Origin of the sequence: Halococcus sp. PRR34 (genome assembly GCF_028617175.1) — an archaeon.
Lineage (GTDB): Archaea > Halobacteriota > Halobacteria > Halobacteriales > Halococcaceae > Halococcus > Halococcus salifodinae.
Genome location: NZ_JAQJDA010000001.1, coordinates 511,480 through 532,995, shown reverse-complemented (window position 1 = coordinate 532,995; position 21,516 = coordinate 511,480). Strand labels below are relative to the sequence as shown.

Here is a 21,516-nt window from a genome sequence, read left to right as displayed (position 1 = left end):
AGACCCACTTTTTTACACGGGGTCCTCGGCTCGCTTCGCTCGCCTCGAACCCCGTCCAAAAACCTGGACTAAAAACCCCCGCTCACTCGCGCCGACGGCGCTCGTTCGCGGTACATCCACTAGCCTTCTCCGCAACCGCCCCGCACAGCACCGCCCGAGCCCTCGCTCCCTTCGGTCGCTCGCCCTCGATCCGCTGAGGACCGCCCGCAACCGCACGACAAACCGCAACCGCGCCGCCGAAGCCCTCGGTCGCTCGTTCACTTCGTTCACTCGCGCCCTCGCCCTTCATCCACCGAGGGCCGCACCGCCACCGCACCGCATCCGCCACCGCACCGCATCCGCCTCCGCAGCCGCTACACGTCCTCCTCGACGCCTTCGAGGCCCGTATCCGTGATCGCGAACCGAACGGTGTCGCCGGCAGCCTTCGCGGGATGCTTTTCGAGCGTCGCGCGGCGATTCCCCGCTCTGAACCGTTCGAGCCGGACGATCACGCCGGTCAGGTGGGCGAGCGTGTGACCGCCGAGTGGCCGCGCGCGACCGGAGTCGGACTCCGGATCGGAGAACACCTGATTCGTGACGAGCACCGCGAGATCGTGCCGGCGCGCGAGCCCGAGCAGGTGGGTGAGCTGACGACCCACCCGCCGAAGCGTCTCGCCGCTGTCCTCGGTGGTGCGCTCCAGGCGGTAGAACCCCGTCGCACTGTCGAGCACGATCAGCGACGCGCGCTCGGCGAGCTGTTCTGCGTCCCGAACCGCCTCCTCCTGCTCGCCGAAATCCAGCGCCTCGGAGACCACGATCCGCGAGGAGAGGTCGCCGAGATCGGCATCGCGCGCCCCCGCGATCTGCTCGAACCGCTCGGCCGAGAGTCCCTCGGTATCGAGATAGCAGACGGTCCCGCCGTCGGCGGCGGCATCGACCGCCGCCGACAGCGCGATGTTCGTCTTGCCGGCCGCCGGCGTGCCGTACACCTGTGTGATGGCCCCGCGCGACAGGCCGCCGCCGAGGAGCTCGTCGATGGTCGCACAGCCCGTCGAGATCGGATCGCTCACACCCTCGATTCGCGCCTGCCGAACAAAAATGAACCCATCGGCCTCGTCGGTCATCCCACCTTCCCCCAGCCACGCTACCCGGGTGAGCGTTTAATTGCGCCGGGTGCGAACACCGGAGAGTGATCGTCGTCGCCACCGAGGATTTCGAGGTCTACCACGGGGTCGTCACCGACCTCCGGGAGCGCGGGGTCGAGTTCACTACCGTCGAACCCGGCGACGCGATCCCCGAGCGGGCGCGCGTACTCGTCGCCAGTTCGGACGACGAGTTCGAACTCGATACGGATACCGACATCGAGCGCGTCGAGGCAGATCCGGAGGAGCCGCGCCGGGCAGTCGATAGAGCGCTCGCGACGCTGCGCGACGGCGGCCAAACGATCATCGGCGTCGATCCAGGCGAACGCCCCGGGATCGCGGTGCTCTCGGGTGAAAGCGTCGTCGCGGCGTTTCACGTCCCTCTCGCCGACGCCGCGGGCGTCATCGCCGCCGAGATCGACGAAGCGACCGATCCCGTGGTCCGGATCGGCGACGGCGCACGACTCAAAGGGGCCGCGCTCATCGACGACCTCGATACACCCGTCGAGCTGGTCGACGAGACCGGGACCACGCCCTACCTCGGGACCGGCACGCGCGGGATGGGCGACGTGCTCGCCGCCGTCAACATCGCGCGGCGCTCGGGCGATCGGATCAGGGAGCGCACCGTCGAACCCACCGTCGGCGAACTCGACGTGATCAAGGCGCGCTCGCGCGAGCAGTCAGAGGGCAACCGGGAGATCGACGAGGGACTCGCCCGACAGGTTGCGGCGGGCGAACTGACGATCGAGGAGGCGCTCGCGGAGCATCGGAACCGATGACCGACGACGAAAGCGTAGACATCCTACCGTTGCTCGACGAACTTCGAGCCATCGGACAGAACGGGCTGATGGACGCCGACAGCCCCTACGACCGGGAACGAAACGAACGACTCCTCGAACTCGCGAGCGAGTATTACGGGAAGACGATCGACGTGCCGCCGGCGGAGGTCCAGGATCGACTAGAGAAGGAACTCGGCTACGCTACGGCGAAGGTCGGCGCAGGGGCGGCTGTTTTCAACGACGACGGAAAGATACTGCTGGTGAACCGCGCAGATAACCGAAAATGGGGGTTTCCAGCTGGTGGAGTCGAACCGAACGAATCGGCCGCCGAGGCCGCAGTGCGCGAAACCAAAGAAGAGGCCGGGGTTGACGTACGAGTCGACGAACTGATCGGAGTGTCTCACAGGGAAGCAGGCAAATCGAGTCCGCACTCGATCATTCACCTTCAGTATCTCTGCGAGCGAACGGATGGGAGACTCCAGCCGTCACACGAAACCGAGGACGTGCGATACTGGGACATCGACGACGTTCCAGTTTGGCATCCTGGCTCTCGAAAGCTGGCGACCGACGCATACGAACTGTGGTCCGAGATGAACGAGAAGCAGTAGCGCGTCTCATTCGTCGGAGCGGATCGCATCTCGAACCGGAGATAGCTCGATTCCGGTGAGGTCCGTGAGCCGTTCGGCGACGAGCGAGAGGTCCGGTGGCACGTCCATATCGCTGGGAATCACCGTCGACACGATGGAATCCGGTGAAATCCCGAGGCCCTGCATGCCGTCACAGTGGAAGCGATAGACGCTCGTTCGCGGTCCGCCGGCGTGAACGACGCCCACGTAGTCGTCGGCCGCGAGCGTCCGGATCGCCGCCGCGAGTTCTGAGACCGCGACCGGACTCTTGTACATGTCGTCGAAGTATTCGATCGGAACGTTCGCTTGGAGGCGCTCGCGAGTATCGGCGAGGCGCGGATCGAGCTCGCCCCGCGAGAAGCCGAACACGTAGCCCGGTCGGACGATACAGTAATCTCCGTGAGTGCGTCGAACCACGTCCTCGAACGCAACGAGTCGACGACCGTACTCGGTGGTCGGCCGTCGGTCGTCGTTCTCGGCGTACCGGCCATCGACTCCCTCGAACACGGAATCGCTGGACACGTAGATGAACCGTTGGTCCCTACAGTCGTCGAGGATGCGTGCGGCGGCCCGCTCGAACGCTTCGATGGATTCGTCGTAACCGTGTTCGACCGTCGCGGCGAAGACCACCGTCCCGATGTCGTGGTCGTCGAGCAGCGGCGCGAGATCGTCGGTCCAGAAATCGAACGCGATCGGGGCGTGCGAAACGGCCTGGCGGTGGTGTGTCGCGACGACACGCTCACCGCCCCGTTCCAGCGCGGCAACGACTTCGCCACCGACGAACCCGCTCCCGCCGACCACGAGCGTTCCACTCATTTCCGAACGATCTCCTCTGCCTGACGCACGACCTCCCGCACCGCCACGTCCGCCTCGGCCGCGACCGCAGCCGCGTCGTCGTACTCGGCGCTCACGTCGTACACCTCGCCCGCGGCATCGCTCGCGATCTTCACGTCGACCGCGTACTCGCCCCCCTCGATCTCGATCGTGGCGGTTTCGAACTCGCGCGAAGCGATCCAGCGGTGGCGCGCGCCGGTCTCGCGCACTCCCAGCGTCCCCGTCTCGACCGCGAGCCGCCGGGCCACCCGCTCGGTGTCCTCGGGTTTGACGATCACCTTCACGAGATGGCCCGGACGGGACTTCTTCATCGTGGTCGGCACCACCGACACGTCGCGCGCGCCCGCTGCTCGCAGGCTCTCGTGGAGGCCGCCGAGCACCTCGGGCGTGGCGTCGTCGAGGTTCGTTTCGAGCACCCGAATCCCGTCCTCGATCAGCTCGCCCTCGCCGTCGCCGACGAGCGCGCGGAGCACGTTCGGGTGCTCGGGGAAGTCGTGATCGCCCGCACCGTAGCCCGATGTATCGACTTGAAGCGTGGGGAGTTGCTCTGCCCCCTCGGCGACGTGAGCGAGGATCGCCGCGCCCGTCGGCGTGAGGAGTTCGGTCTCGACCGGGCCACCTCGGAGCGACCACGCGGCGCGTCCTGCGACCTCGACGACCGCGGGGGTCGGCACTGGATACGTCCCGTGGCTCATCGTGACTTCGCCGCCGCCGGTCGCGAGCGGCGTGGTCACGACACGCTCGACGTCGAGATCGTCGAGCAGGAGCGACGCGCCGACGACGTCAGCGATGGCGTCGTCAGCGCCGACCTCGTGGAAGTGCGTATCGTCGAGGTCGGTGCCGTGGACCGCCGCCTCAGCGCGGCCAAGGACCTCGAAGATCGCGAGCGCGTCGGCTTCGACGCCAGACGAGAGCGACATCGACTCGACGAGGTCGACGACCTCGGGGTAGCTCCGCGAAGGACCCGCTCCCTCCGCGTGGGTGTGATCGTGGCCGTTCGCGTGGTTGTGGTCGTGATCGTGGTCATGAGCGTGTCCGCCACTGGTGTCGTTTTCGTCGCCGTGATCGTGGTGGTCGTGTGGCTCGGCCGCTTGATCGTCGCTATCAGATCCATCGATCAGTACATCGACCGTGGTCGCACGAATGCCGTTTTTCGTCGTCTCGTCGGTCGCGTACCGAACGTCGAGCGCATCCTCGACCGGCGTCAGCACGTCCGGATCCGCGCCGGCGGCGAGCAGCGCCCCGCAGAGCATGTCGCCGCTCGCTCCCATTCGCCCGTCGAAAGCCAGCGTTCGCATACCCAAACGCGGTCGGCTGGGGCGAAAAAGCACCCGGTCGTTCGTCCCCCTCCCGGCGTTCTCGAACCGGCTCGCGGTGGAGGCAAAAGGCATAACTCCGCCAGCGACGGAGTACGAGGTATCCCCGTGGTCCAGTCATGAATGAAGTCCAACTGGAAGTGGCGAAGGCGTACCCGAACGACTCGGGCCGTGGCATCGCCCGGTTAGATCCCGATACCCTCCTGCATCTCAAACTCTCACCCGGCGACATCATCGAGATCGAGGGCGGCGACACCACCGCCGCGAAAGTCTGGCGTGCGGACCGTCAGGACTGGAACACGGACACCGTCCGCATCGACGGTTTCACCCGCCAGAACGCCGATATCGGTATCGGCGAGCGCGTCGAGATCCGAAAGGCCGACGAGCGAAAGGCCGACAAGCTGGTGCTCGCACCGCCCGAGGAGGCCTCCGTCCAGTTCGGTAGCGATGCTGCCGGAATGGTCAAGCGCCAGATCCTGAAGCGGCCGGTAGTCGAGCGCGACATCGTCCCCGTCATGTCGAGCACGAACCATCCGTTCATGCGCTCGCCCGGCCAGGCGATCCCGTTGATCGCGGTCGAGACCGAGCCCGACGGCGTGGCGCTCGTCACCGAGGACACCGAGGTCGAACTGCGCGAGGAACCCATCTCGGGGTTCGAGAAAACGGGTGGAGGAATCACCTACGAGGACATCGGCGGACTGGGCAGCGAGATCCAGCGGGTGCGCGAGATGGTCGAGCTCCCGATGAAACACCCCCAGGTGTTCCAGAAGCTCGGGATCGAGCCGCCACAGGGGGTGTTGCTCCACGGACCGCCTGGCACTGGAAAAACGCTGCTCGCGAAGGCGGTCGCGAACGAGACCTCGGCGAGTTTCTTCTCGATCGCCGGCCCGGAGATCATCTCGAAGTACTACGGCGAGTCCGAACAGCAGCTCCGGGAGATCTTCGAGGACGCCACCGAGGAGTCGCCCGCGATCATCTTCATCGACGAGCTCGACTCGATCGCGCCGAAACGCGAGGACGTCACTGGCGAGGTCGAGCGGCGCGTCGTCGCCCAGCTTCTGACGATGATGGACGGGCTCGAAAGTCGAGGTCAGGTCATCGTGATCGCCGCGACCAACCGCGTCGACTCGGTCGATCCCGCGCTCCGACGGCCCGGTCGATTCGACCGTGAGATCGAAATTGGAGTACCCGACGAGCGCGGGAGGGAAGAGATCCTCCAGATCCACACGCGCGGAATGCCGCTGAGCGACGACGTCAATCTCGCGAACCTCGCCGACGAGACCCACGGGTTCGTCGGCGCCGACATCGAGAGCCTCACGAAGGAGTCGGCGATGAAGGCGCTGCGGCGGTATCTCCCCGAGATCGACCTCGACGAGGAGGACGTGCCGCCGTCGCTGATCGACCGGATGATCATCAAGCGCGACGACTTCGACGGGGCCCTGAACGAGGTGTCGCCGAGTGCGATGCGGGAGGTGCTCGTCGAACTCCCGAAGATCTCGTGGGACGACGTCGGCGGGCTCGACGACGCGAAAGGTGAGGTGAAAGAAGCCGTGGAGTGGCCGCTGTCGAGCCCCGAGCGGTTCAGCCGGCTGGGGATCGAACCGCCCTCGGGGGTGCTGCTCTACGGGCCGCCCGGGACCGGGAAGACCCTGATGGCGAAGGCGGTCGCGAACGAGACCAACGCCAACTTCATCTCGGTGCGGGGCCCGCAGTTGCTGTCGAAGTGGGTCGGCGAGTCGGAGAAAGCGATCCGCCAGACGTTCCGGAAGGCGCGGCAGGTCTCACCAACAGTAATCTTCTTCGACGAACTCGATAGTTTGGCACCGAGTCGGGGTGGCGACGTCGGCTCCAACGTTTCGGAGCGAGTAGTCAATCAGCTCCTCACGGAGCTCGACGGGCTAGAGGACATGAAGAACGTGATGGTGATCGGCGCGACCAACCGACCGGACATGATCGATCCCGCGCTGATCCGGTCGGGCCGGTTCGACCGGCTCGTGATGGTTGGCCAGCCCGACGTCGAGGGCCGCGAGCAAATCCTCGGGATCCACACCGACGATACGCCGCTCACGGCGGACGTGAGCCTGCGAGAGATGGCCGAGATCACCGATGGCTACGTCGGATCGGATCTCGAATCCATCGCGCGCGAGGCCGCGATCCACGCGCTTCGTGACGATCCAGAGGCCGAGACCGTGGCGATGCGACACTTCCGGGCGGCGCTCGAATCGGTCCGGCCAACGATCACCGAGGACATCCTCGACTACTACGACCGGATGGAAGACGAGTTCAAGGGTGGTGGGGCCGACACCGCCCAGGATCGGGGCGGCAGCCGGATCGGCTTCCGATGAACTTTTTGCGACGGTCGCGCTCCTGACGAGGCGCTCCCTCGCAAAACCTTCACTGAAACCGCGGCTCCTTCTCGGTGTTCTTGCGAACGAAAGCTCGGAGTCGTTCGAAAGGCGCTTCGTACCTTTCGTGGTGACGAGAAAGCGGACCCTTTTCGAACCACGCACAGCGCGTGCTCCAGCGTTCGTACGCCTCGCCCTTCAGCCGCTGTCTGAGAAATCTCCGACAAGCCTCGTGCTCGTTTCACTCACACGAGACGCCAGGAGAGCTTCGCTCTCTTGAGCCTCGACTCAGTTCGTTCGTCGAGACGCCAGGACTGCACCGTCACTCACGAGGACAGCGCTACCGGGTAGACCGCATACGGTCACGATACACCTCCGGTGTTGGCCGAAGGACGCCGAAGACGAAACGATTACAGGCGGTACCAACACCGAGACCGACCATCACGATCGCGATGACACCGGGGACGAACGCGTTGCTGGCTCCTACCACGCCGAGCGCGGCGATGCCGACGAGAGCCACGACAGTCGCTATCCACAGGCCGGCACGACTGCGCTCCGCTGCCGCGCTCAGGACGCCTGTCGCGATGGCGACGGTAACGCCGACCCACCAGTATTCGGCCGAGAACCCGATCGTCGCCCCCATCATGAGACCGAGACCGATGGACGTGACTGCGATCATTGCCCCCATGCCGACGATTTTTCGATCGACGCGATGCTCCATATTGACACCAAACATCCCTACGTAATAATATTTGGTACAGAACTGAAGAGGAATATCGACCAAACAGCGGTCACTGCCACAGCATCGTTACTGCCCTTCAGTCGAAATCGCGGATTCGGTCCGTCTACGACTTCTGCTCGGCGATCCCCTGTATTGAGTCGGTGAGCACGTCGACACCGATCGCGATCGACGCCTCGTCGACGTCGAACGTCGCGGTGTGATGCCCACCGGGATGGTCGGTGCCGACGCCGACGTAGGCCGCGTGGCCACCGTTCTCTTGAACGCGCTGCATCAGATAGGTCGCGTCCTCGCTCCCGCCGAGATCGTCGCGCTCGGTCGGCGTGTCGACAGCGTCGTTCCGGGTCGCCGCGTCGAACACGACGTCGACGAGTGCCTGATCGCTCGTCGCGCTCGGGGCCTCGCCTACCGTCGAGAGATCGACCGAACAGCCGTGCATCGCGGCGGCGCTGTCGAGCACGCGCTCGGCGCGCTCGCGGGTGTACTCCATCAGCTCGGTGGTCTCGCCCCGGACCTCGCCCTCGATGAACGCCGCTTCGGGGATGATGTTGGTCGCGGTGCCGCCGCCGACCATCCCGGCGTTGACGCGTGTGGGACCGTCTTCGTGACGCGGGATCGCGTAGAGATTCTGGATCGTGGTGGCCATCGCCTGAACCGCGTTCTCGCCTGCGTTCGGCTTGCCACCGGCGTGGGCGGGCGTGCCGGCGAAATCGGCCCGAAAGTGATGCACTGCGAGGAAGCCACCGACGCCCGCGACGACCTCGCCAGTGGGGTGGTCGAGTCCGACGTGAACGGCGAGCAGAGCGTCGACGTCGTCGAGGTGCCCGCTTTTCGCCATCGGCTTGCCGCCCGCGACCATCTCCTCGCCCGGCTGGAAGAACAGCTTGAACGTGCCCTCGAAGTCGCTTTCCGCCACCGCTTCGAGCACTCCGATCCCGATGGTCGCGTGGGCGTCGTGCCCGCAGGCGTGCATCCCCTCCGTCTCGGAACGGAACCCCTCCCGCACCGGCGCGTGGTCGTCGTCGGTGGCCTCCTCGCGGAGCAGCCCGTCGATATCGACCCGGAGCCCCACGGTGGGTCCCTCACCCCGTTCGAGGACGGCGATAGCTCCGGTGTAACCTCCCTCGGTTCGTTCGAGGACGTCCTCGCGCGCGCCGACCTCGCGGGCGCGGTCGTGCCAGCGCCGGAATTCGTCGTCGTCCGGGACCGCGTTCCGCTCGCCGTCGGCGAGTACTTCCGGCCCGACGAGAAGTTCGTCGACACCGATCCGTTCGCACTCCTCGACGATCCGTGAGGTGGTGTAGAACTCGCGCCACGCAGGCTCGGGGTGGCGGTGGAGATCGCGTCGCAGCTGGATCAGGTCGTCGTGTCGCTGTTGCTGCATGGTGGGCGCTCACGGGCCGGAAGGTTATACTGTGGGGTGGGAGCAGTGATAACCTGCTTTTGGTCCCGAGGCGACCGGAGCCACTCCAACCCCGTTCGAAGTTGGAGAAGACTTGTACTCGTACCCATCGCCGCACTGACAACCCCGATGTCAGCCATCGAGATGGACAACTTCACCAAGCAGTACGGTGACGTGACCGCCGCCGGTCAGTGGTGATCGTGGCGTTCGTCGTCTTTCGAGTCGGACGGCCCGCGATCCAGCATCTCGGACTTCAGGGGCTGGAGGAGCCGTACCCCGCCCGGAGTGGTTCTTCTGGGTCGGTCGAACCCCATCAATGCCTACGTGAAGCTCACGACGCTGTTCGCGGAGTTCGAGAACGGCCATCCGCTCATCTCGACGCCTGGCGGACGGTTTAGTTCCTACTCGGCGGGCGAGACGGCGGTGAACTCGATCGTGACCTCCCACTGGTTCGCCGCGGTCGTTTTGCTCGTGTGGACGGTCCTCGCGGCGATCGCCGGACTGCTCTACTTTCGCGAGCACGACATTCCCTGAACTGTGATTTTCCACCGCCTGCTCGTCGCGTTCGTCAGCTCGAATTCGCCGACCGGATCCGTTCGATCTCGACTTCGGCGTGGATCCCGACGGGGAACCCGTCCGCGACCGATCGGGCGAACTCGTCGTGACCGACGATCTCGATCGAGCGGGCGTAGACGGTGTAGGTCCAGTCCTCGAAGCGGCCACCGCGGGCTGAGAGGTGTTTCGACTGGGGGACGCGACGCTCGGCGAGTGGGTCGGGATGGGGCCCGTTGAACTCCACGCCCTTGCGCGCGGCGGCCGTCTTGATATCGGCGATCTCCCGATCGAGCGCGCCTCGGTCGCCGCTCGTGAGTCTGAGTTTCGTGACGAAGGGCATGGTAATCGTGTCTCGTCACTCGCCAGTCCGCGGGTAAAAACCTACAGTTCCTGTTCGACCCTTCCCGGCCGATCGGCACACCCCGCAGAAAAGCACCGCAGGATTCCATCGGCGTGCCGAAGCAGCAACCAATTAAACGCCGACCGTGTACAGCACGCAATGGCAGTCGAAGCGACGAGCGCGGGGGCTATCCTCTTCCGTGACACGAGAGGCCGCCGCGAGTACCTGCTCCTCAAGAGCCGCCCCGGGGACTGGGAGTTCCCCAAAGGCGGCGTCGAAGGGAGCGAAGAACTCCAACAGACCGCGATCCGCGAGGTCGGCGAGGAGGCCGGCATCACCGATTTCCGCCTCCTCAACGGCTTTCGCCGCGAGTACAACTACGTGTTCCAGGCGGGCGGCGAGACGATCCACAAAACCGTCCACCTGTTCATCGCCGAATCCGACGAGGCGAGCGCCGAGCTCTCCCACGAACACCGAGATCACCAGTGGCGCGACTACGACCAGGCCATCAACACCATCACTCAGGATGGCCCGCGCGACATCTTCCGGGAGGCTCACCGCTTCCTCGACGACGAGGGATACTGACCGCCCGGCCCGTCGATCGGAGAACCGCAGCGGCGGCGGTGCAGTTGCAGTGCAGTAGCAGTGGCGCGCGGGAGCACGCCGAAGGCGTGTGACTCGCGCGAGGGATGACTGAACGAAGTGAAGGAGTCGGTTGGGGAGGCGTGTGGCTGCGGTTTTCATTTGTGACGGGATCAGTCCCCGAAACGCCGAATTCCATCGTCGGATCACAAGATCGGTGAATCAACGCGAAACGGGGTGACCGGATGGTGATGGATCGCAGGAACCGAACGGCTTAGTCACCACACGACGGAACGTCGGCAGTGACGCAGAGCGCCGAGAGCGAGTTCGAGTTCGAACTCCGGGTGTGTGGCTGGGCCGAGCGCAACTGGCCGCCAGGCGGCGCGCGCGACCCCGACACCACGTCGATCGTCGCGCGCCAGCTCGGCACGAAACACCGACGATGGGACACCGTGATCGTCGAGGCTGACACCGATGCGCTCGCGGCACGCGCCAGGTTCGGTTCCAAGCGGCTCGATTCCGATCTCTTGGGCGTCGTTCGAAACGCACCCGTCGAGTGGGCGTGGTATCGTGACGCGCTTCCCGAGCCCGACTACCCGTGGCGGTATGTCCGCGAGGCGGTCCACCGCGCGGCCGATCGCGGGATCGTCGAGACCAGGCAGCGAAGCAACCGGATCGAACTCCGGCGAGAGTGGGTCTACCCCGACTGGATCGAGCGCGTGATCGCGATCGAGAACAAACCCGACCTCACGGCGAGCGCCGCGCGCGCCCTCGCGGGCCAGATCGAACACGACGTCGCACTCGGCCTCGCCGACGAGGTTTGGGTCGCCACCGCCGCGACCGACAGTTCTATCGAACCTGTCCTGCTCGAAGATTTCCCCGTGGAGGCGGGCGTGCTGGTTCTGGGTGGGGGTTCAGATGGGAACCACGGCGCGAGCGTCGCGTGGCATCCCCGAACGCTCGCGGTCGGCGAGCCGGGGACGCGGATCACGGAGCGGCCGACGGGTGGGACCCACGATCGGTCGGCCGCGCGCTTCGAGTACGCGAGCCCCGACTGGAAGGAGGAAAAACGGCTCGCGATCGCCGAGCGCGCCTACGAGCGCGGGTGGCGGTCGTACGTCGACACGATGCGGCCCGACTGCCGCCATTTCGAACTGCGTCGCGACGCGCGCGGCGAGGGTCGGGACGTGCTGCCGTGGTGTGCGGCGAAGGAGCGCCGACAGACCGCGGCCGAGTGTGCAGGCTCCTGTCCGCAGTTCGAGCCCGAACCCCCGAACTGGCGCTCTGCGGGCTGGCCGATCGAGGGTGGGCCTGGCAGCGCCGTCAAGCGACTGCTGACGCAACGACGCGAGCGACGACGACGACCCGACCCGCCGGAGTGATCACTCCTCGTCGATCGGTTCGACTGAGACCGCGTCGCGCTCGACGGCGAGCCGGAAGGTCGGTACCGTCCGCCGAACCACCTCGACGACGCCTCGACGTTCGAGGCCGCGGAGCGCCGAGCGCACGTCGTCGGCAGTGAGGTCGTCGGTCGAATCTTCCGCTCCCTCCACGTCGGCTGTATCGGCGTCGCGGAGCTTGTGAAGCACCGAGACCACGCTTTCTGCTCGCTCGTCGTGGTCGGCGACGACCGCGAACGCTCGCTGTTGGAGAGCGGGAACGCGAACGGTTCGCGGGCCGTCCTCGTCGGGTTCTTCGCCGACCAGCGCTGCGGCGTCGGCGGTCGCACGGATCAGGCTGTTCTCGTCGCGGTAGTAGTGATCGGCGAGCTCGTTTTCGAGATACTGGTGGACCTCGCTACCGCCGTCCATATCCCACCGCTCGGCGAGCTCGGCGTTCTTCGTCGGCTGGAGTGCGACCACGTCTTCGAGACGCGCCGTCGCCTCGTCGGAGAGCCCCATCGAACGTGGGGTAGACGAACCTGCTATATCCGCTTTCCGGACTCCGCCGGAACGCGAGTCGGAATTCTCGTCGGTCGAACCCGCGATGTTCGGCGACCGCGAGTGGATTTGCCGTCGTCGCGGGTGTGTGACTATCACATGCGAACAGTAAGGTTACAAGCGTTCGGCCCCAGAACCAGCCGAGAGGACGGGTCGACGGGTGATTTCGGTCGTCGGCCCGCCGACCACGCCAGCCTACAATCCATGACGGATGCGAACACCGACACAGAGCCCGGCCGAGTCGAGACGACCCGTCCAGAAACCCCACGCCAACTGTCGATCGACGAGGTCGGCGACCTCGCACGAACCGTCATCCAGAACACCGAGCAGGTGATCGTCGGCAGCCACGACACGATCGAGCACATCGTGACCGCAATGCTCGGCCGCGGCCACGTCCTGCTGGAGGACGTCCCCGGCGTCGGCAAGACGATGCTCGCGCGCGCGATCGCACGTTCGTTCGAGAGTTCCTTTTCACGTGTGCAGTTCACGCCCGACTTGCTTCCCTCCGACGTCACCGGCACTAACGTCTTCAACCAGAAGACCAGGGAGTTCGACTTCCGGCCCGGCCCGATCTTCGCCAACGTCGTGCTCGGCGACGAGATCAACCGTGCGCCACCGAAAACCCAGAGCGCGCTCCTCGAAGCGATGGAGGAGACCCAGGTCACCGTCGATGGCACCACCCACGTTCTCGACCAGCCCTTTACTGTGATCGCGACGCAAAACGCCATCGAACGGGGTCGCACCTACGAACTCCCGGTCGCCGAGGTCGATCGGTTCATGAAGCGCCTCGAACTCGGGTATCCCGAGCCCGATGCCGAGTCGGCGATGCTCGATCGGACTGTGGGAACCCACCCGATCGAACGCCTCGAACCGGTTGCCAGCCTCGACCAGCTCCGCGGTGCGCGCGCCACGGTCGGCGAAGTCACCGTCGAGGCCCCGATCCGCCAGTACGTCACCCGGCTCGCCAACCACACCCGCGAGCGAGCCGAACTCGGCGTCAGTCCTCGGGGTTCGCTTTCGTTGCTGCGGGCGGCCCAGGCGCGGGCCGCGCTCGACGGTCGGGGGTACGTGATCCCCGACGACATCCAGCATGAGGCCGCGGTGACGCTCGCGCATCGGATTCGACCGGCGTCGGGAACCGATCGGACCGGTGCGGACGTAGTCAGAGCGGCGTTATCGTCGGTCCGAGTCGAATGAGACCGACCCGCCGCGCGATCGTGCTCGCTGGCGTGTGCGCGCTCGCGGTCTGGCTCGCCGCGACGTTCGGCGCGCGCTCGCTCAACGCGGTCGTGGTCCCCGGAGTGGTCGCGCTCGCTGCCGGCGCGGTCCAGCTCCGCCTTGCCGACCGGCCGACGATCGATCGACACCAGCCGACGGCGGGGTTTCCCGGCGAATCCCGAACCATCGAGATCGAGATCGATGCCGACGACGCGCTGACTGCACGGATCGACGAAACGATCGACGACGATCTCGGGACCGATTTCTCGCCCACGAGGCGCGCCCTGCCGGCAACCCTCGAATACGACATCGAACTGGCGGAGCGTGGCGAACACCGATTGGGACCGCTCACACTCACGGCGACGGACGTTCTCGGGCTGTTCACGAGGGAGTTCACGTACGCCAGACGGACGCCGGTGCTCGTCTACCCCGAGTGTTACCGGCTCGCTGGCATGAATGAGGCGTTCGGCGGTCACGACCCGTTCGACGACCGCGAGGCGTTCGACGAACTCCGAGAGTACGTCCCGGGCGACAGTCTTCGGGATGTCCACTGGAAGTCGAGCGCGAAGCGCGACGATCTCGTGGTGATGGAGTTCGACAGCGCGGCCGATGCGAGCGAGGTCACCGTCGCCGCCGAGGCGGTGGCCGGCTACGACGACGCGATGGCGGCGGCGGCGGCCAGCATCGTCACCCACCTCCTCGACGCCGGCTTCGCGGTCGAGCTGGTGTACCCCGGTGGCCGGATCGAGCAGGCGGGCGGCGACCCACAGCGCGAGCGGGTGTTGCGCACGCTCGCCCGTGCCGGACCGGGTCGGGTCGAGGCGAACGATGCCGACATCCACGTACTCGCTGACGCGGGCGGTACCCACGTGACCGTCGCGGATCGCGAGACGCCGTTCGACCGACTGACCGGCGGGCGGCCGACGCCCGCGGCCGCCGACGGGGGGCGTCGATCGTGAGCACGACTGCCCGATCCACGCTGACGGATCGATCGTCGTGGTTTGCCGGTGGCGCGCGGCGCGGACTCGCGCTTGGTGCGGCGGGGCTGCTCATCGCCTCGTTTCTGACCGTCTGTTTTCACGTGACCGACGTGGCCGGCGGGAGCGACCGACTCGTGCTGTTCGTGGTCGCGGGGTTCGTCGCGGCGACGCTGCTCGCGCGCTTCCTGCCGGCCGTGCTGGCGCTCGTGATCGCGGCGGCGCTGTTCGCGGTCGGTCTCTGGAGCTACGTCCTCGCGGTACCGAACGGTGAACTCCTGCTCCGGTCGCTCGGCGCGGTGCGCGCCGACGTGCTCGCGCTCCTGACCGGACTCTCGATCCTCCAGATCACGGAGGCGGGGATCTGGGCTGCGGGGTTCGCGCCCGCACCGGTCTTCCTGACGTGGTACTTCGCGCTCCGGCGGCGGTACGTCGCCGCGGCGGTCGTCGGCGGTGCGGCGCTCGGTTTCTTCGTGCTGACCGGCGATGCAGGCGTCCTCGTGGTGCTCGCTGGCGTTGCGGGGGCGGCAGGCGTCGTGGGATTCGGCGAACTCGAACGCTACGAGGGTCGATCGGGCCACGTCGAGGTGCTCGTGATCGTCCTCGCCGCGATGATCGTGCTCGCGCCGCTCGTGAGCATCGTCCCCGGCGGCGCGTCCGACCCGCTAGTGCCCTCGGGCGGCGGTAGTGGTGGCGCGAGCACCGTCGAGGGGAGCCTGCTGGCAGCCGACGATCAGGTCGGGATCCAGGGATCGATCTCGCTCTCACCCGAAGTACGGTTCACCGTCGAGAGCAGCGAGGGGAGCTACTGGCGTGCGGCGGCCTACGACCGCTACACCGGCGGGAGCTGGGTTCGGACCGGCGACACCCGGCCCTACGATGGCTCGATCGCTGGCCCACCGGGCAACACCACGACGGTAGAGCAGACGTTCACGGCCGAAACCTCGATCGGCGTGATGCCAGCGGCGTGGAAACCGACCCAGGTCTCGGGTGATTCGGCCGACGACGCAAGTGTGACCAACCTCGACGGCCTCCAGCCCGGAAACGCGTTCGAATCGGGTGACAGCTACTCCGTCGTGAGCCAGCAACCGACCACGACGCCCGACGAACTCCGCACGGCGGGGCAGAACTACTCCGAAGACCTGCTGGAACGGTACACCAACCTCCCGGGGAGCACGCCCGATCGGGTCGAACGCCGGACCGACCGGATCACGGCGAACGCCGACAACCCCTACGACACCGCACGGACCGTCGAGCGGTGGCTCGAACGGACGAAGGGCTACTCGCTCAACGTCAGCCGGCCCGACGGCAACATCGGCGACGCGTTCCTTTTCGAGATGGAGCGGGGATACTGCGTGTACTTCGCGACCACGATGGTCACAATGCTCCGTAGTCAGGACATCCCGGCACGGTTCGTAACGGGCTACACCGAGGGTCAGCGTGTCGCCGAGGACGAGTGGGTCGTCCGAGGCTACGACAGTCACGCGTGGGTCGAGGTCTACTTCCCCGACGTGGGCTGGGTTCGATTCGATCCCACGCCCGGTGGCCCACGGACCGCAACCGAGGACACCTCCCTCGAAGACGCGCGCGCCAACAACACCACCGATGTCGACACCAGCGGCTCGGCCGACGGCGAGTGGACTCCGACGCCGACCGCGACGCCGATCGGTGGAGAGAACGACTCCGAGGCTGCCGACGCCGCTGACGGACAACGAGGCCTACAGGGCGTCGCCGAGGACGGGGCCGCTGCCGTGAACGGAACGATAACTCCGCCGCCGGTGGCCCAAAGCGGCGCTTCGGCGGCGAACGGCACGCCCACCAACGCGTCGGGCTCGGGACCGAGTCTCCCCTCGCCGACGCGCGAACAGTGGGCGTTCGGGCTGGTCGCACTCGCGGGACTTGCCGCGGGCGTCCGTCGAAGTGACGCCGCCGAGCGGACCTATCGCGAACTCTGGCTGCGCTACCTGCCCGACGATTCGCCCACCGCCGAGGTCGAGGCCGCGTTCGAACGCCTCGAATACCTGCTCGGACAGCGCTACCGGACGCGGCGTTCGGGTGAGACGCCACGCGAGTATCTCGCCGCCGTGGGGGCGGACGACCGCGCAGCGCGCGTCGGGGAGCTGTTCGAGCACGCCCGGTACGCCGGCTCGGCGACCCAGGCCGAGGCCGACGAGGCGGCCGAGCTGGTCCGTGCTCTCGTCGGGGAGCGCACACCCGTTCTGGGTCGGTTCCGGCGATCGTAACCGCTCACGGCCGCGCCAGCCGGCGAGCGGTCCCGACAGTATTTAATATGGTGACACCGTAGTTACCGGTGTAATGTCGGAAGTCTGCTCGACGTGCGGGCTGCCGGAGGAGCTCTGCGTCTGCGAAGACGTGGCCAGAGAATCCCAGCAGATCACGATCCGCATCGACGAGCGCCGCTACGGAAAGGAAGTAACGATCATCGAAGGGTTCGATCCGCGTGACGTGGACATGAGCAGTCTGTCCTCGGACCTCAAATCGAAGTTCGCCTGCGGAGGCACGATCGAGGACGACGCGATCGAACTCCAAGGCAACCACACCGGCCGTGTCGAGGACTTCCTCCGCGACAAGGGTTACAACGTCGCCTAGAACCCACCTTTTTACTTCGGGGTGGTTCGAAAATCGCTACGCGATTTTCGTCAGTGCAAGAAATCTTCGATTTCTTGCTTGCAATCAGAACGCTTCGCGTTCTGATGACATCACGAGACGGCTTCGCCGTCTCGAACGAGTTCGCGCCCTTCGGGCGCTCAACCCCTCGTAAAAATCTGGACCAAAAACACCCGCGAGCGCCCTGACGGGCGCTCGCGGTAGACCTACTAGCCTTTTCTCCAACAACACAGCGCCGCCGAAGCCCTCGCTCACTCCGTTCGCTCGCCCTTCATCCGCCAGGCCCGCACCGCCACCGTCAACCAACTGTCGTTTCGGAGTGACGACAGCGGCGGTGGGGTGTAGCCGAACAGTTATGTTCACGGAAACGGAACGAAGGATATGTTCAGTCGTCGAACGAAGGCTCGTCTCTCCTTCCTCAGTAACGTACTCCTCCTCCCGATCATATATCGATTCATCCGATGGCGTCGTGCTGCCGGCGACGACGAGTCGCTCTCGTTGGTTCCCCAATGGTTCCTTGCAGGGGTGGGATACCAGGCTGCGTACTACTGGGCCTACGATCACGACTTCGGAGCCATCCGAACGAGTCGCTGGCGTCGGACGCTTTTCTCGGGTGTTCAGTCCACACTCATGTCGAAGCTGTTCTCCCTGTCGGAGGGTGGCCGTCTCAGCTTCTTGTTCGGGGGAAACGTTGGGGCAGTTGTCTACCGGCTCTGGTACGGCGTGCTTCGACCGCTACCAGGCTCCGACGAGTGAGATCGGCAACTGCCACTAAAACGGGGCGTCGGTGGCCGTTTCGTCGGCAGTCGGCGCGCCGTTGGCTGCCGTCCCATCGTCGACGGCCGCTTCGAGATCGCCGTCCCATGCGTCGAGGCCGCCAGCGAGGCTCTGTATCGCGGCGTCGTCGGTGCTTTCGGCGGACTGGAAGAGCCACGCGGCCTTGAGGCTCGCCTTGCCGTGCGGGCAGACCGTCACGATGCGGTCGGCGTCGCCGAACTCCTCGACTCGCTGCGGGAGTTCCTCGAAGGGGACGTTTTCGCTGCCGGGGATATGACCGTGTGAAAACGCTGCCGCCGTCCGGATGTCGACGACTGCGACCGACTCGTCGGCGTCGAGAAGCCCGGCGAGTTCGTCGGGCGCGATTTCTTCATCCATCGATACATGTGATTGGTCAGCGAGCCCTAAACACCCAGCGACTCCGGTAGATCGGTTCGACGTGTCGACTTAGAGCAGCCCGTCCTCGCGGGCGAGCAGAAGCGGCGTGAGCGCGAGTCCGTTGACGGCATCGCGTGAACGAATGACGTCGAGGACCTCATCGACCGGGGCGGTCGTGGTCTCGATGACCTCGCCATCGTCGGGTTCCGGCGTCCCCGGTTCGAGGCCCGTGGCCAGAAACACGTGGCGAACGTAGCGGGTCCATCCGGAGGGGACGTACGACTCGACGTGCGAGACTTCACCGACACGATAGCCCGTCTCCTCGCGGAGTTCGCGGCGTGCGGCCGCGGCCGGCTCTTCGCCGTCTTCGATCCCGCCTGCTGGGAGTCCGATCGTGTGCGTTCGGAGGCGCGGACGGTACTGCTCGACGAGAACGAGTTCATTGTCGTCCGTGACGGCGAGGACGATCGCAGCGTCCGAGGGGTTCAGCCAGTAGTAATTCGCCTGCTGACCGTCGGGTCGCTCGACGACATCGTAGCCCGCCTCGAAAAACGGTGTTTCCCACGCGACGACGGCCTCGTGGACCGGCCAGTCAGGGTCGGATCGCTCCCACGGCTCGGTCGTCACAACAGCCCGTCCTCGCGGGCGAGCAGGAGCCCCTCGATCGTGGCGTCGTTCGCTGGCTCCGCACGCGCGACCGCGAGCGCCTCGTCGACCGGGATCGACGTGACAGTGAGGAACTCGTTGTCGTCGAGGTCGCGCTCGGTGGGCGTCAGTCCCTCGGCGAACGCGATCGCCCGGCGGTGGCGGAGCACGCCCGTCGCGACCCAGAACTCCTCCAGGATCGAGACGCCGGCAGGATCGAACCCGGTCTCCTCTCGGAGTTCGCGTGCGGCGGCCGTGCTCGCGGATTCGCCGTCCTCGACGATTCCGGCAGGGAGTTCGAGGCACTGCTCGCCGATCGCGGGGCGGTACTGGTCGACGAAAACGATCTCGTCGTCGGCGAGTGCGACCACGACCACTGCCGGCGGGAGTTCGGCCCAGTAGTATTTTTTCGTACTGCCGTCGGGCTGTTCGACCAGATCGTACCCGCCGGTGTACCAACCGGTTTCGTACTCTACGACGGACTCGACGACCGGCCAATCGTGCTCCGCGCGCTCGCTCATGGCCCACCCTGCGTTCGGGGGGCGCTAAACGATGACGTTCCCGGTCAGCGCGAGTGTCGAATCGGACCGTATACTCTCGAACGGACGGGTCTGAACGGTATACTCGTCGTACTCGGTGATGATTACTGACTCCTCCAGGCGAATCACGTCGCAAACGAGAACCGCAGGCCACACCCTCCCCAAACGATTCGTTCACTCGTTTCGCTCGTTCGCTCATCCACCGTCAGAGCTCCGCTCTGACGAGCCTGCACTCGCTCCGCTCGTGCAGACCTCGCGCGCGAGTCGCGCACTTCGTGCGCTCCCGCGCGCCGACCGCACCCGGAACCTGGCGGTTTCCGTCCTGGTGCTTCAGAGTTCATCACGGTAGAGCCGCCCGAACGCCTGTCTACGGAGGGTTTCGATCGCTGCGCGTTCCTCGTCGGCGAACATTGCGGCCACGGCGCGGTCGGCGAACGGGGCGGCGTGCCACGCCACGCGGTCGACGTTCTCGTTGCCGGCGACCGTCGCCTCGTAGTCGGGATGGTCCTCTCGCCACGCATCGAACTCCTCGCGCGAGCCGACGTGGACTTCGAGCGACGTGGCGAACAGCGCGTTCCGCGCGCGCTCTACCACCTCGCCCGTCACCCGCTCGTCGTATTCGTCCTTTGGGAACTCCATCGCGGTCGCCACCTCCCGGACCACCGTTTGAGCGGTCGGCCCGAGCGCGTCGAACCGCTCTCTCGCTTCCGTGGCCGTTTCCGGCGCAAACCGCCCCTCGGTGTGCATGGCGGCGGTTCGACCGGCGAACAGTTACCCGTTTTCGTCTCCGCTCGCGTCCGCTGTGTCGTCGGCCACGTCGCGATCGTCGGTTGTGTCGACCGCGTCAGAAACGTCGTCCGATTCGTTCGCCTGTCGCGTCATCTCACGTGCCTTCTCGACGGCTGTGGCGGTTTCGGGGTCGAGATCCTTCCCGCCACGTGCACCTGGTCCCCTGGTTTGTGACGGTTCCCGCTCGTGACGATCCTCCTCGAAGAGTTCGCCCGGGCGGGGGTCGTCGCTGCCGTGGTCACGGTGGTCGTGGCCGGTCGTGTCCTCGAACACCTGCGGGTATTCGGCCGATTCGGCGTGTTCGACCACGCGGTCGGCGAGGTCGTTTTCGCCGGCGTCGGCCCACCCGGGGGCGTGGTCGTCGAGCCACGCCTCGTGGTCCTCGTCGCCGAGCATCGCGGTGAACGCGAGATGGTTGGCGAGGTGGCGCGCGTCGGCCTGTGGCGTCTCGCAGACCGGACAGGCGTATCCCATACCGATCCGACGCGCTCCACGCGTTTCTATCCCGCGTCCGACGGTCGGTATCGTCTACGACCCGTCCGCGTCGAGCGGCTCGCCACACCATTGACAGAAGTCGAACTCGCTGTCGGCCTCGCGGCCACAGTGTGGACACTGGCGTTCGCTCGTATCGTCTTCCTCGGGCGTCACAGCCGCCGCAGCGCGACGGTTGCGCCGGCGTGCGAGCCGGTAAGCGTCGATCGTGCTGAGAACGGACAGAACGAGGATGGCGACGCTGGCCGCCGTCGGCAGCGCCCGACTGGCCGCCAGGATCGCCTCGACCGAGATCTCGCCCGATTCCGGGATGGCCGAGGTCGGCACCGAGAGTGCGGTGGTCGCGAACACCAGCCCGAACCACAGCAGCGCCCGGAGCCCCTTGCGGAGATAGAGATGCCCGGCTCCGGGGTACAGCAGCGCCAGTGCAACCGCGAGCCACGTCCGTTTTTCCGAACGCTGTCGACCCATCGTCCTCCGTTGCTGGTGTGGGG

Annotated in this window: 25 protein-coding genes; 11 read left to right on the top strand and 14 right to left on the bottom strand. The window is 66.3% G+C overall.

Annotated features, from left to right (window positions below):
* Positions 1-82 precede the first annotated feature (82 nt).
* Together PHA81_RS02780 and radB are read right to left on the bottom strand one after the other, a co-directional pair.
* On the bottom strand, positions 83-328 hold the full coding sequence (locus tag PHA81_RS02780) for a hypothetical protein (protein ID WP_273835029.1): 246 nt from the start codon (positions 326-328) through the stop codon (positions 83-85).
* A 25-nt stretch (positions 329-353) separates the two neighbouring features.
* Positions 354-1,049, bottom strand: coding sequence for a DNA repair and recombination protein RadB (gene radB, locus PHA81_RS02775; RefSeq protein ID WP_273835173.1), 696 nt, complete (start codon positions 1,047-1,049; stop codon positions 354-356).
* 119 nt (positions 1,050-1,168) lie between these two features.
* Between radB and PHA81_RS02770 the strand changes: the two genes are divergently transcribed.
* Both PHA81_RS02770 and PHA81_RS02765 read left to right on the top strand, forming a co-directional pair.
* On the top strand, positions 1,169-1,900 hold the full coding sequence (locus tag PHA81_RS02770; protein ID WP_273835027.1) for a hypothetical protein: 732 nt from the start codon (positions 1,169-1,171) through the stop codon (positions 1,898-1,900).
* Positions 1,897-2,508, top strand: coding sequence for an NUDIX hydrolase N-terminal domain-containing protein (locus tag PHA81_RS02765; protein ID WP_273835026.1), 612 nt, complete (start codon positions 1,897-1,899; stop codon positions 2,506-2,508). The genes PHA81_RS02770 and PHA81_RS02765 overlap by 4 nt, the downstream gene beginning before the upstream one ends.
* A 6-nt stretch (positions 2,509-2,514) precedes the next feature.
* Here PHA81_RS02765 and PHA81_RS02760 read toward each other — a convergent pair whose 3' ends face one another.
* Positions 2,515-3,342 carry a sugar nucleotide-binding protein gene (locus PHA81_RS02760; RefSeq protein ID WP_273835024.1) on the bottom strand — a complete coding sequence of 276 codons (828 nt, stop codon included), beginning with the start codon at positions 3,340-3,342 and terminating at the stop codon, positions 2,515-2,517.
* A complete protein-coding gene (gene larC, locus PHA81_RS02755; RefSeq protein WP_273835023.1) occupies positions 3,339-4,658 on the bottom strand; it encodes a nickel pincer cofactor biosynthesis protein LarC in 1,320 nt (439 codons plus the stop codon). The genes PHA81_RS02760 and larC overlap by 4 nt, the downstream gene beginning before the upstream one ends.
* A 137-nt stretch (positions 4,659-4,795) precedes the next feature.
* Here larC and PHA81_RS02750 point away from each other — a divergent pair, with 137 nt between their 5' ends.
* Positions 4,796-7,021: a CDC48 family AAA ATPase gene (locus PHA81_RS02750; protein ID WP_005045463.1), complete on the top strand. Its 2,226-nt coding sequence runs from the start codon at positions 4,796-4,798 to the stop codon at positions 7,019-7,021.
* Between the two features lie 340 nt (positions 7,022-7,361).
* On the opposite strand, the gene PHA81_RS02745 is transcribed toward PHA81_RS02750, so the two are convergent.
* Positions 7,362-7,742, bottom strand: coding sequence for a hypothetical protein (locus tag PHA81_RS02745; protein ID WP_273835019.1), 381 nt, complete (start codon positions 7,740-7,742; stop codon positions 7,362-7,364).
* A 124-nt stretch (positions 7,743-7,866) separates the two neighbouring features.
* A complete protein-coding gene (locus tag PHA81_RS02740; RefSeq protein ID WP_273835017.1) occupies positions 7,867-9,144 on the bottom strand; it encodes an amidohydrolase in 1,278 nt (425 codons plus the stop codon).
* A gap of 342 nt (positions 9,145-9,486) precedes the next feature.
* Here PHA81_RS02740 and PHA81_RS02735 point away from each other — a divergent pair, with 342 nt between their 5' ends.
* Positions 9,487-9,696: a hypothetical protein gene (locus PHA81_RS02735; protein ID WP_273835016.1), complete on the top strand. Its 210-nt coding sequence runs from the start codon at positions 9,487-9,489 to the stop codon at positions 9,694-9,696.
* Between the two features lie 34 nt (positions 9,697-9,730).
* Here PHA81_RS02735 and PHA81_RS02730 read toward each other — a convergent pair whose 3' ends face one another.
* Positions 9,731-10,057, bottom strand: coding sequence for an uS10/mL48 family ribosomal protein (locus PHA81_RS02730; protein ID WP_273835013.1), 327 nt, complete (start codon positions 10,055-10,057; stop codon positions 9,731-9,733).
* A gap of 159 nt (positions 10,058-10,216) precedes the next feature.
* Here PHA81_RS02730 and PHA81_RS02725 point away from each other — a divergent pair, with 159 nt between their 5' ends.
* The gene (locus tag PHA81_RS02725) at positions 10,217-10,642 is read left to right on the top strand and encodes a bis(5'-nucleosyl)-tetraphosphatase (RefSeq protein WP_273835011.1); all 426 of its coding nucleotides are present in this window, start codon (positions 10,217-10,219) and stop codon (positions 10,640-10,642) included.
* 299 nt (positions 10,643-10,941) lie between these two features.
* On the top strand, positions 10,942-12,021 hold the full coding sequence (locus PHA81_RS02720; RefSeq protein ID WP_273835009.1) for a DUF5787 family protein: 1,080 nt from the start codon (positions 10,942-10,944) through the stop codon (positions 12,019-12,021).
* Here the strand turns inward: PHA81_RS02720 and PHA81_RS02715 are convergent, their stop codons facing one another.
* Positions 12,022-12,540 carry a DUF5797 family protein gene (locus tag PHA81_RS02715; RefSeq protein WP_273835006.1) on the bottom strand — a complete coding sequence of 173 codons (519 nt, stop codon included), beginning with the start codon at positions 12,538-12,540 and terminating at the stop codon, positions 12,022-12,024.
* Positions 12,541-12,783: 243 nt separating this feature from the next.
* On the opposite strand from PHA81_RS02715, the gene PHA81_RS02710 reads away from it, so the two are divergent.
* The 5 genes from PHA81_RS02710 (at position 12,784) to PHA81_RS02690 (ending at position 18,158) form a co-directional block, all read left to right on the top strand.
* A complete protein-coding gene (locus tag PHA81_RS02710) occupies positions 12,784-13,776 on the top strand; it encodes an AAA family ATPase (protein WP_273835005.1) in 993 nt (330 codons plus the stop codon).
* Positions 13,773-14,756 (top strand): DUF58 domain-containing protein, encoded by a 984-nt coding sequence (locus PHA81_RS02705; protein ID WP_273835003.1) that lies wholly within the window; start codon positions 13,773-13,775, stop codon positions 14,754-14,756. Before PHA81_RS02710 ends, PHA81_RS02705 begins: the two co-directional genes overlap by 4 nt.
* Positions 14,753-17,017: a transglutaminaseTgpA domain-containing protein gene (locus PHA81_RS02700; RefSeq protein WP_273835001.1), complete on the top strand. Its 2,265-nt coding sequence runs from the start codon at positions 14,753-14,755 to the stop codon at positions 17,015-17,017. The genes PHA81_RS02705 and PHA81_RS02700 overlap by 4 nt, the downstream gene beginning before the upstream one ends.
* A gap of 73 nt (positions 17,018-17,090) precedes the next feature.
* Positions 17,091-17,384 carry a stress response translation initiation inhibitor YciH gene (yciH, locus tag PHA81_RS02695; protein WP_005045476.1) on the top strand — a complete coding sequence of 98 codons (294 nt, stop codon included), beginning with the start codon at positions 17,091-17,093 and terminating at the stop codon, positions 17,382-17,384.
* Between the two features lie 399 nt (positions 17,385-17,783).
* Entirely contained in the window at positions 17,784-18,158 is a 375-nt protein-coding gene (locus PHA81_RS02690) for a hypothetical protein (RefSeq protein WP_005045477.1), read from the top strand.
* Positions 18,159-18,173: 15 nt separating this feature from the next.
* Here PHA81_RS02690 and PHA81_RS02685 read toward each other — a convergent pair whose 3' ends face one another.
* The 6 genes from PHA81_RS02685 to PHA81_RS02660 all read right to left on the bottom strand — a co-directional run bounded on the left by PHA81_RS02685 (position 18,174) and on the right by PHA81_RS02660 (position 21,493).
* Complete coding sequence (locus PHA81_RS02685; protein WP_273834999.1) at positions 18,174-18,557, bottom strand: rhodanese-like domain-containing protein; 384 nt, start codon at positions 18,555-18,557, stop codon at positions 18,174-18,176.
* Between the two features lie 69 nt (positions 18,558-18,626).
* Complete coding sequence (locus tag PHA81_RS02680; RefSeq protein ID WP_005045479.1) at positions 18,627-19,184, bottom strand: NUDIX hydrolase; 558 nt, start codon at positions 19,182-19,184, stop codon at positions 18,627-18,629.
* Entirely contained in the window at positions 19,181-19,723 is a 543-nt protein-coding gene (locus PHA81_RS02675; RefSeq protein ID WP_005045480.1) for an NUDIX hydrolase, read from the bottom strand. Before PHA81_RS02675 ends, PHA81_RS02680 begins: the two co-directional genes overlap by 4 nt.
* A gap of 348 nt (positions 19,724-20,071) precedes the next feature.
* Complete coding sequence (locus tag PHA81_RS02670) at positions 20,072-20,488, bottom strand: DUF5809 family protein (RefSeq protein ID WP_273834998.1); 417 nt, start codon at positions 20,486-20,488, stop codon at positions 20,072-20,074.
* A gap of 24 nt (positions 20,489-20,512) precedes the next feature.
* A complete protein-coding gene (locus PHA81_RS02665) occupies positions 20,513-21,004 on the bottom strand; it encodes a DUF5810 domain-containing protein (protein WP_005045482.1) in 492 nt (163 codons plus the stop codon).
* Between the two features lie 54 nt (positions 21,005-21,058).
* Positions 21,059-21,493 (bottom strand): zinc ribbon domain-containing protein, encoded by a 435-nt coding sequence (locus PHA81_RS02660; RefSeq protein ID WP_273834996.1) that lies wholly within the window; start codon positions 21,491-21,493, stop codon positions 21,059-21,061.
* Positions 21,494-21,516: the final 23 nt, after the last annotated feature.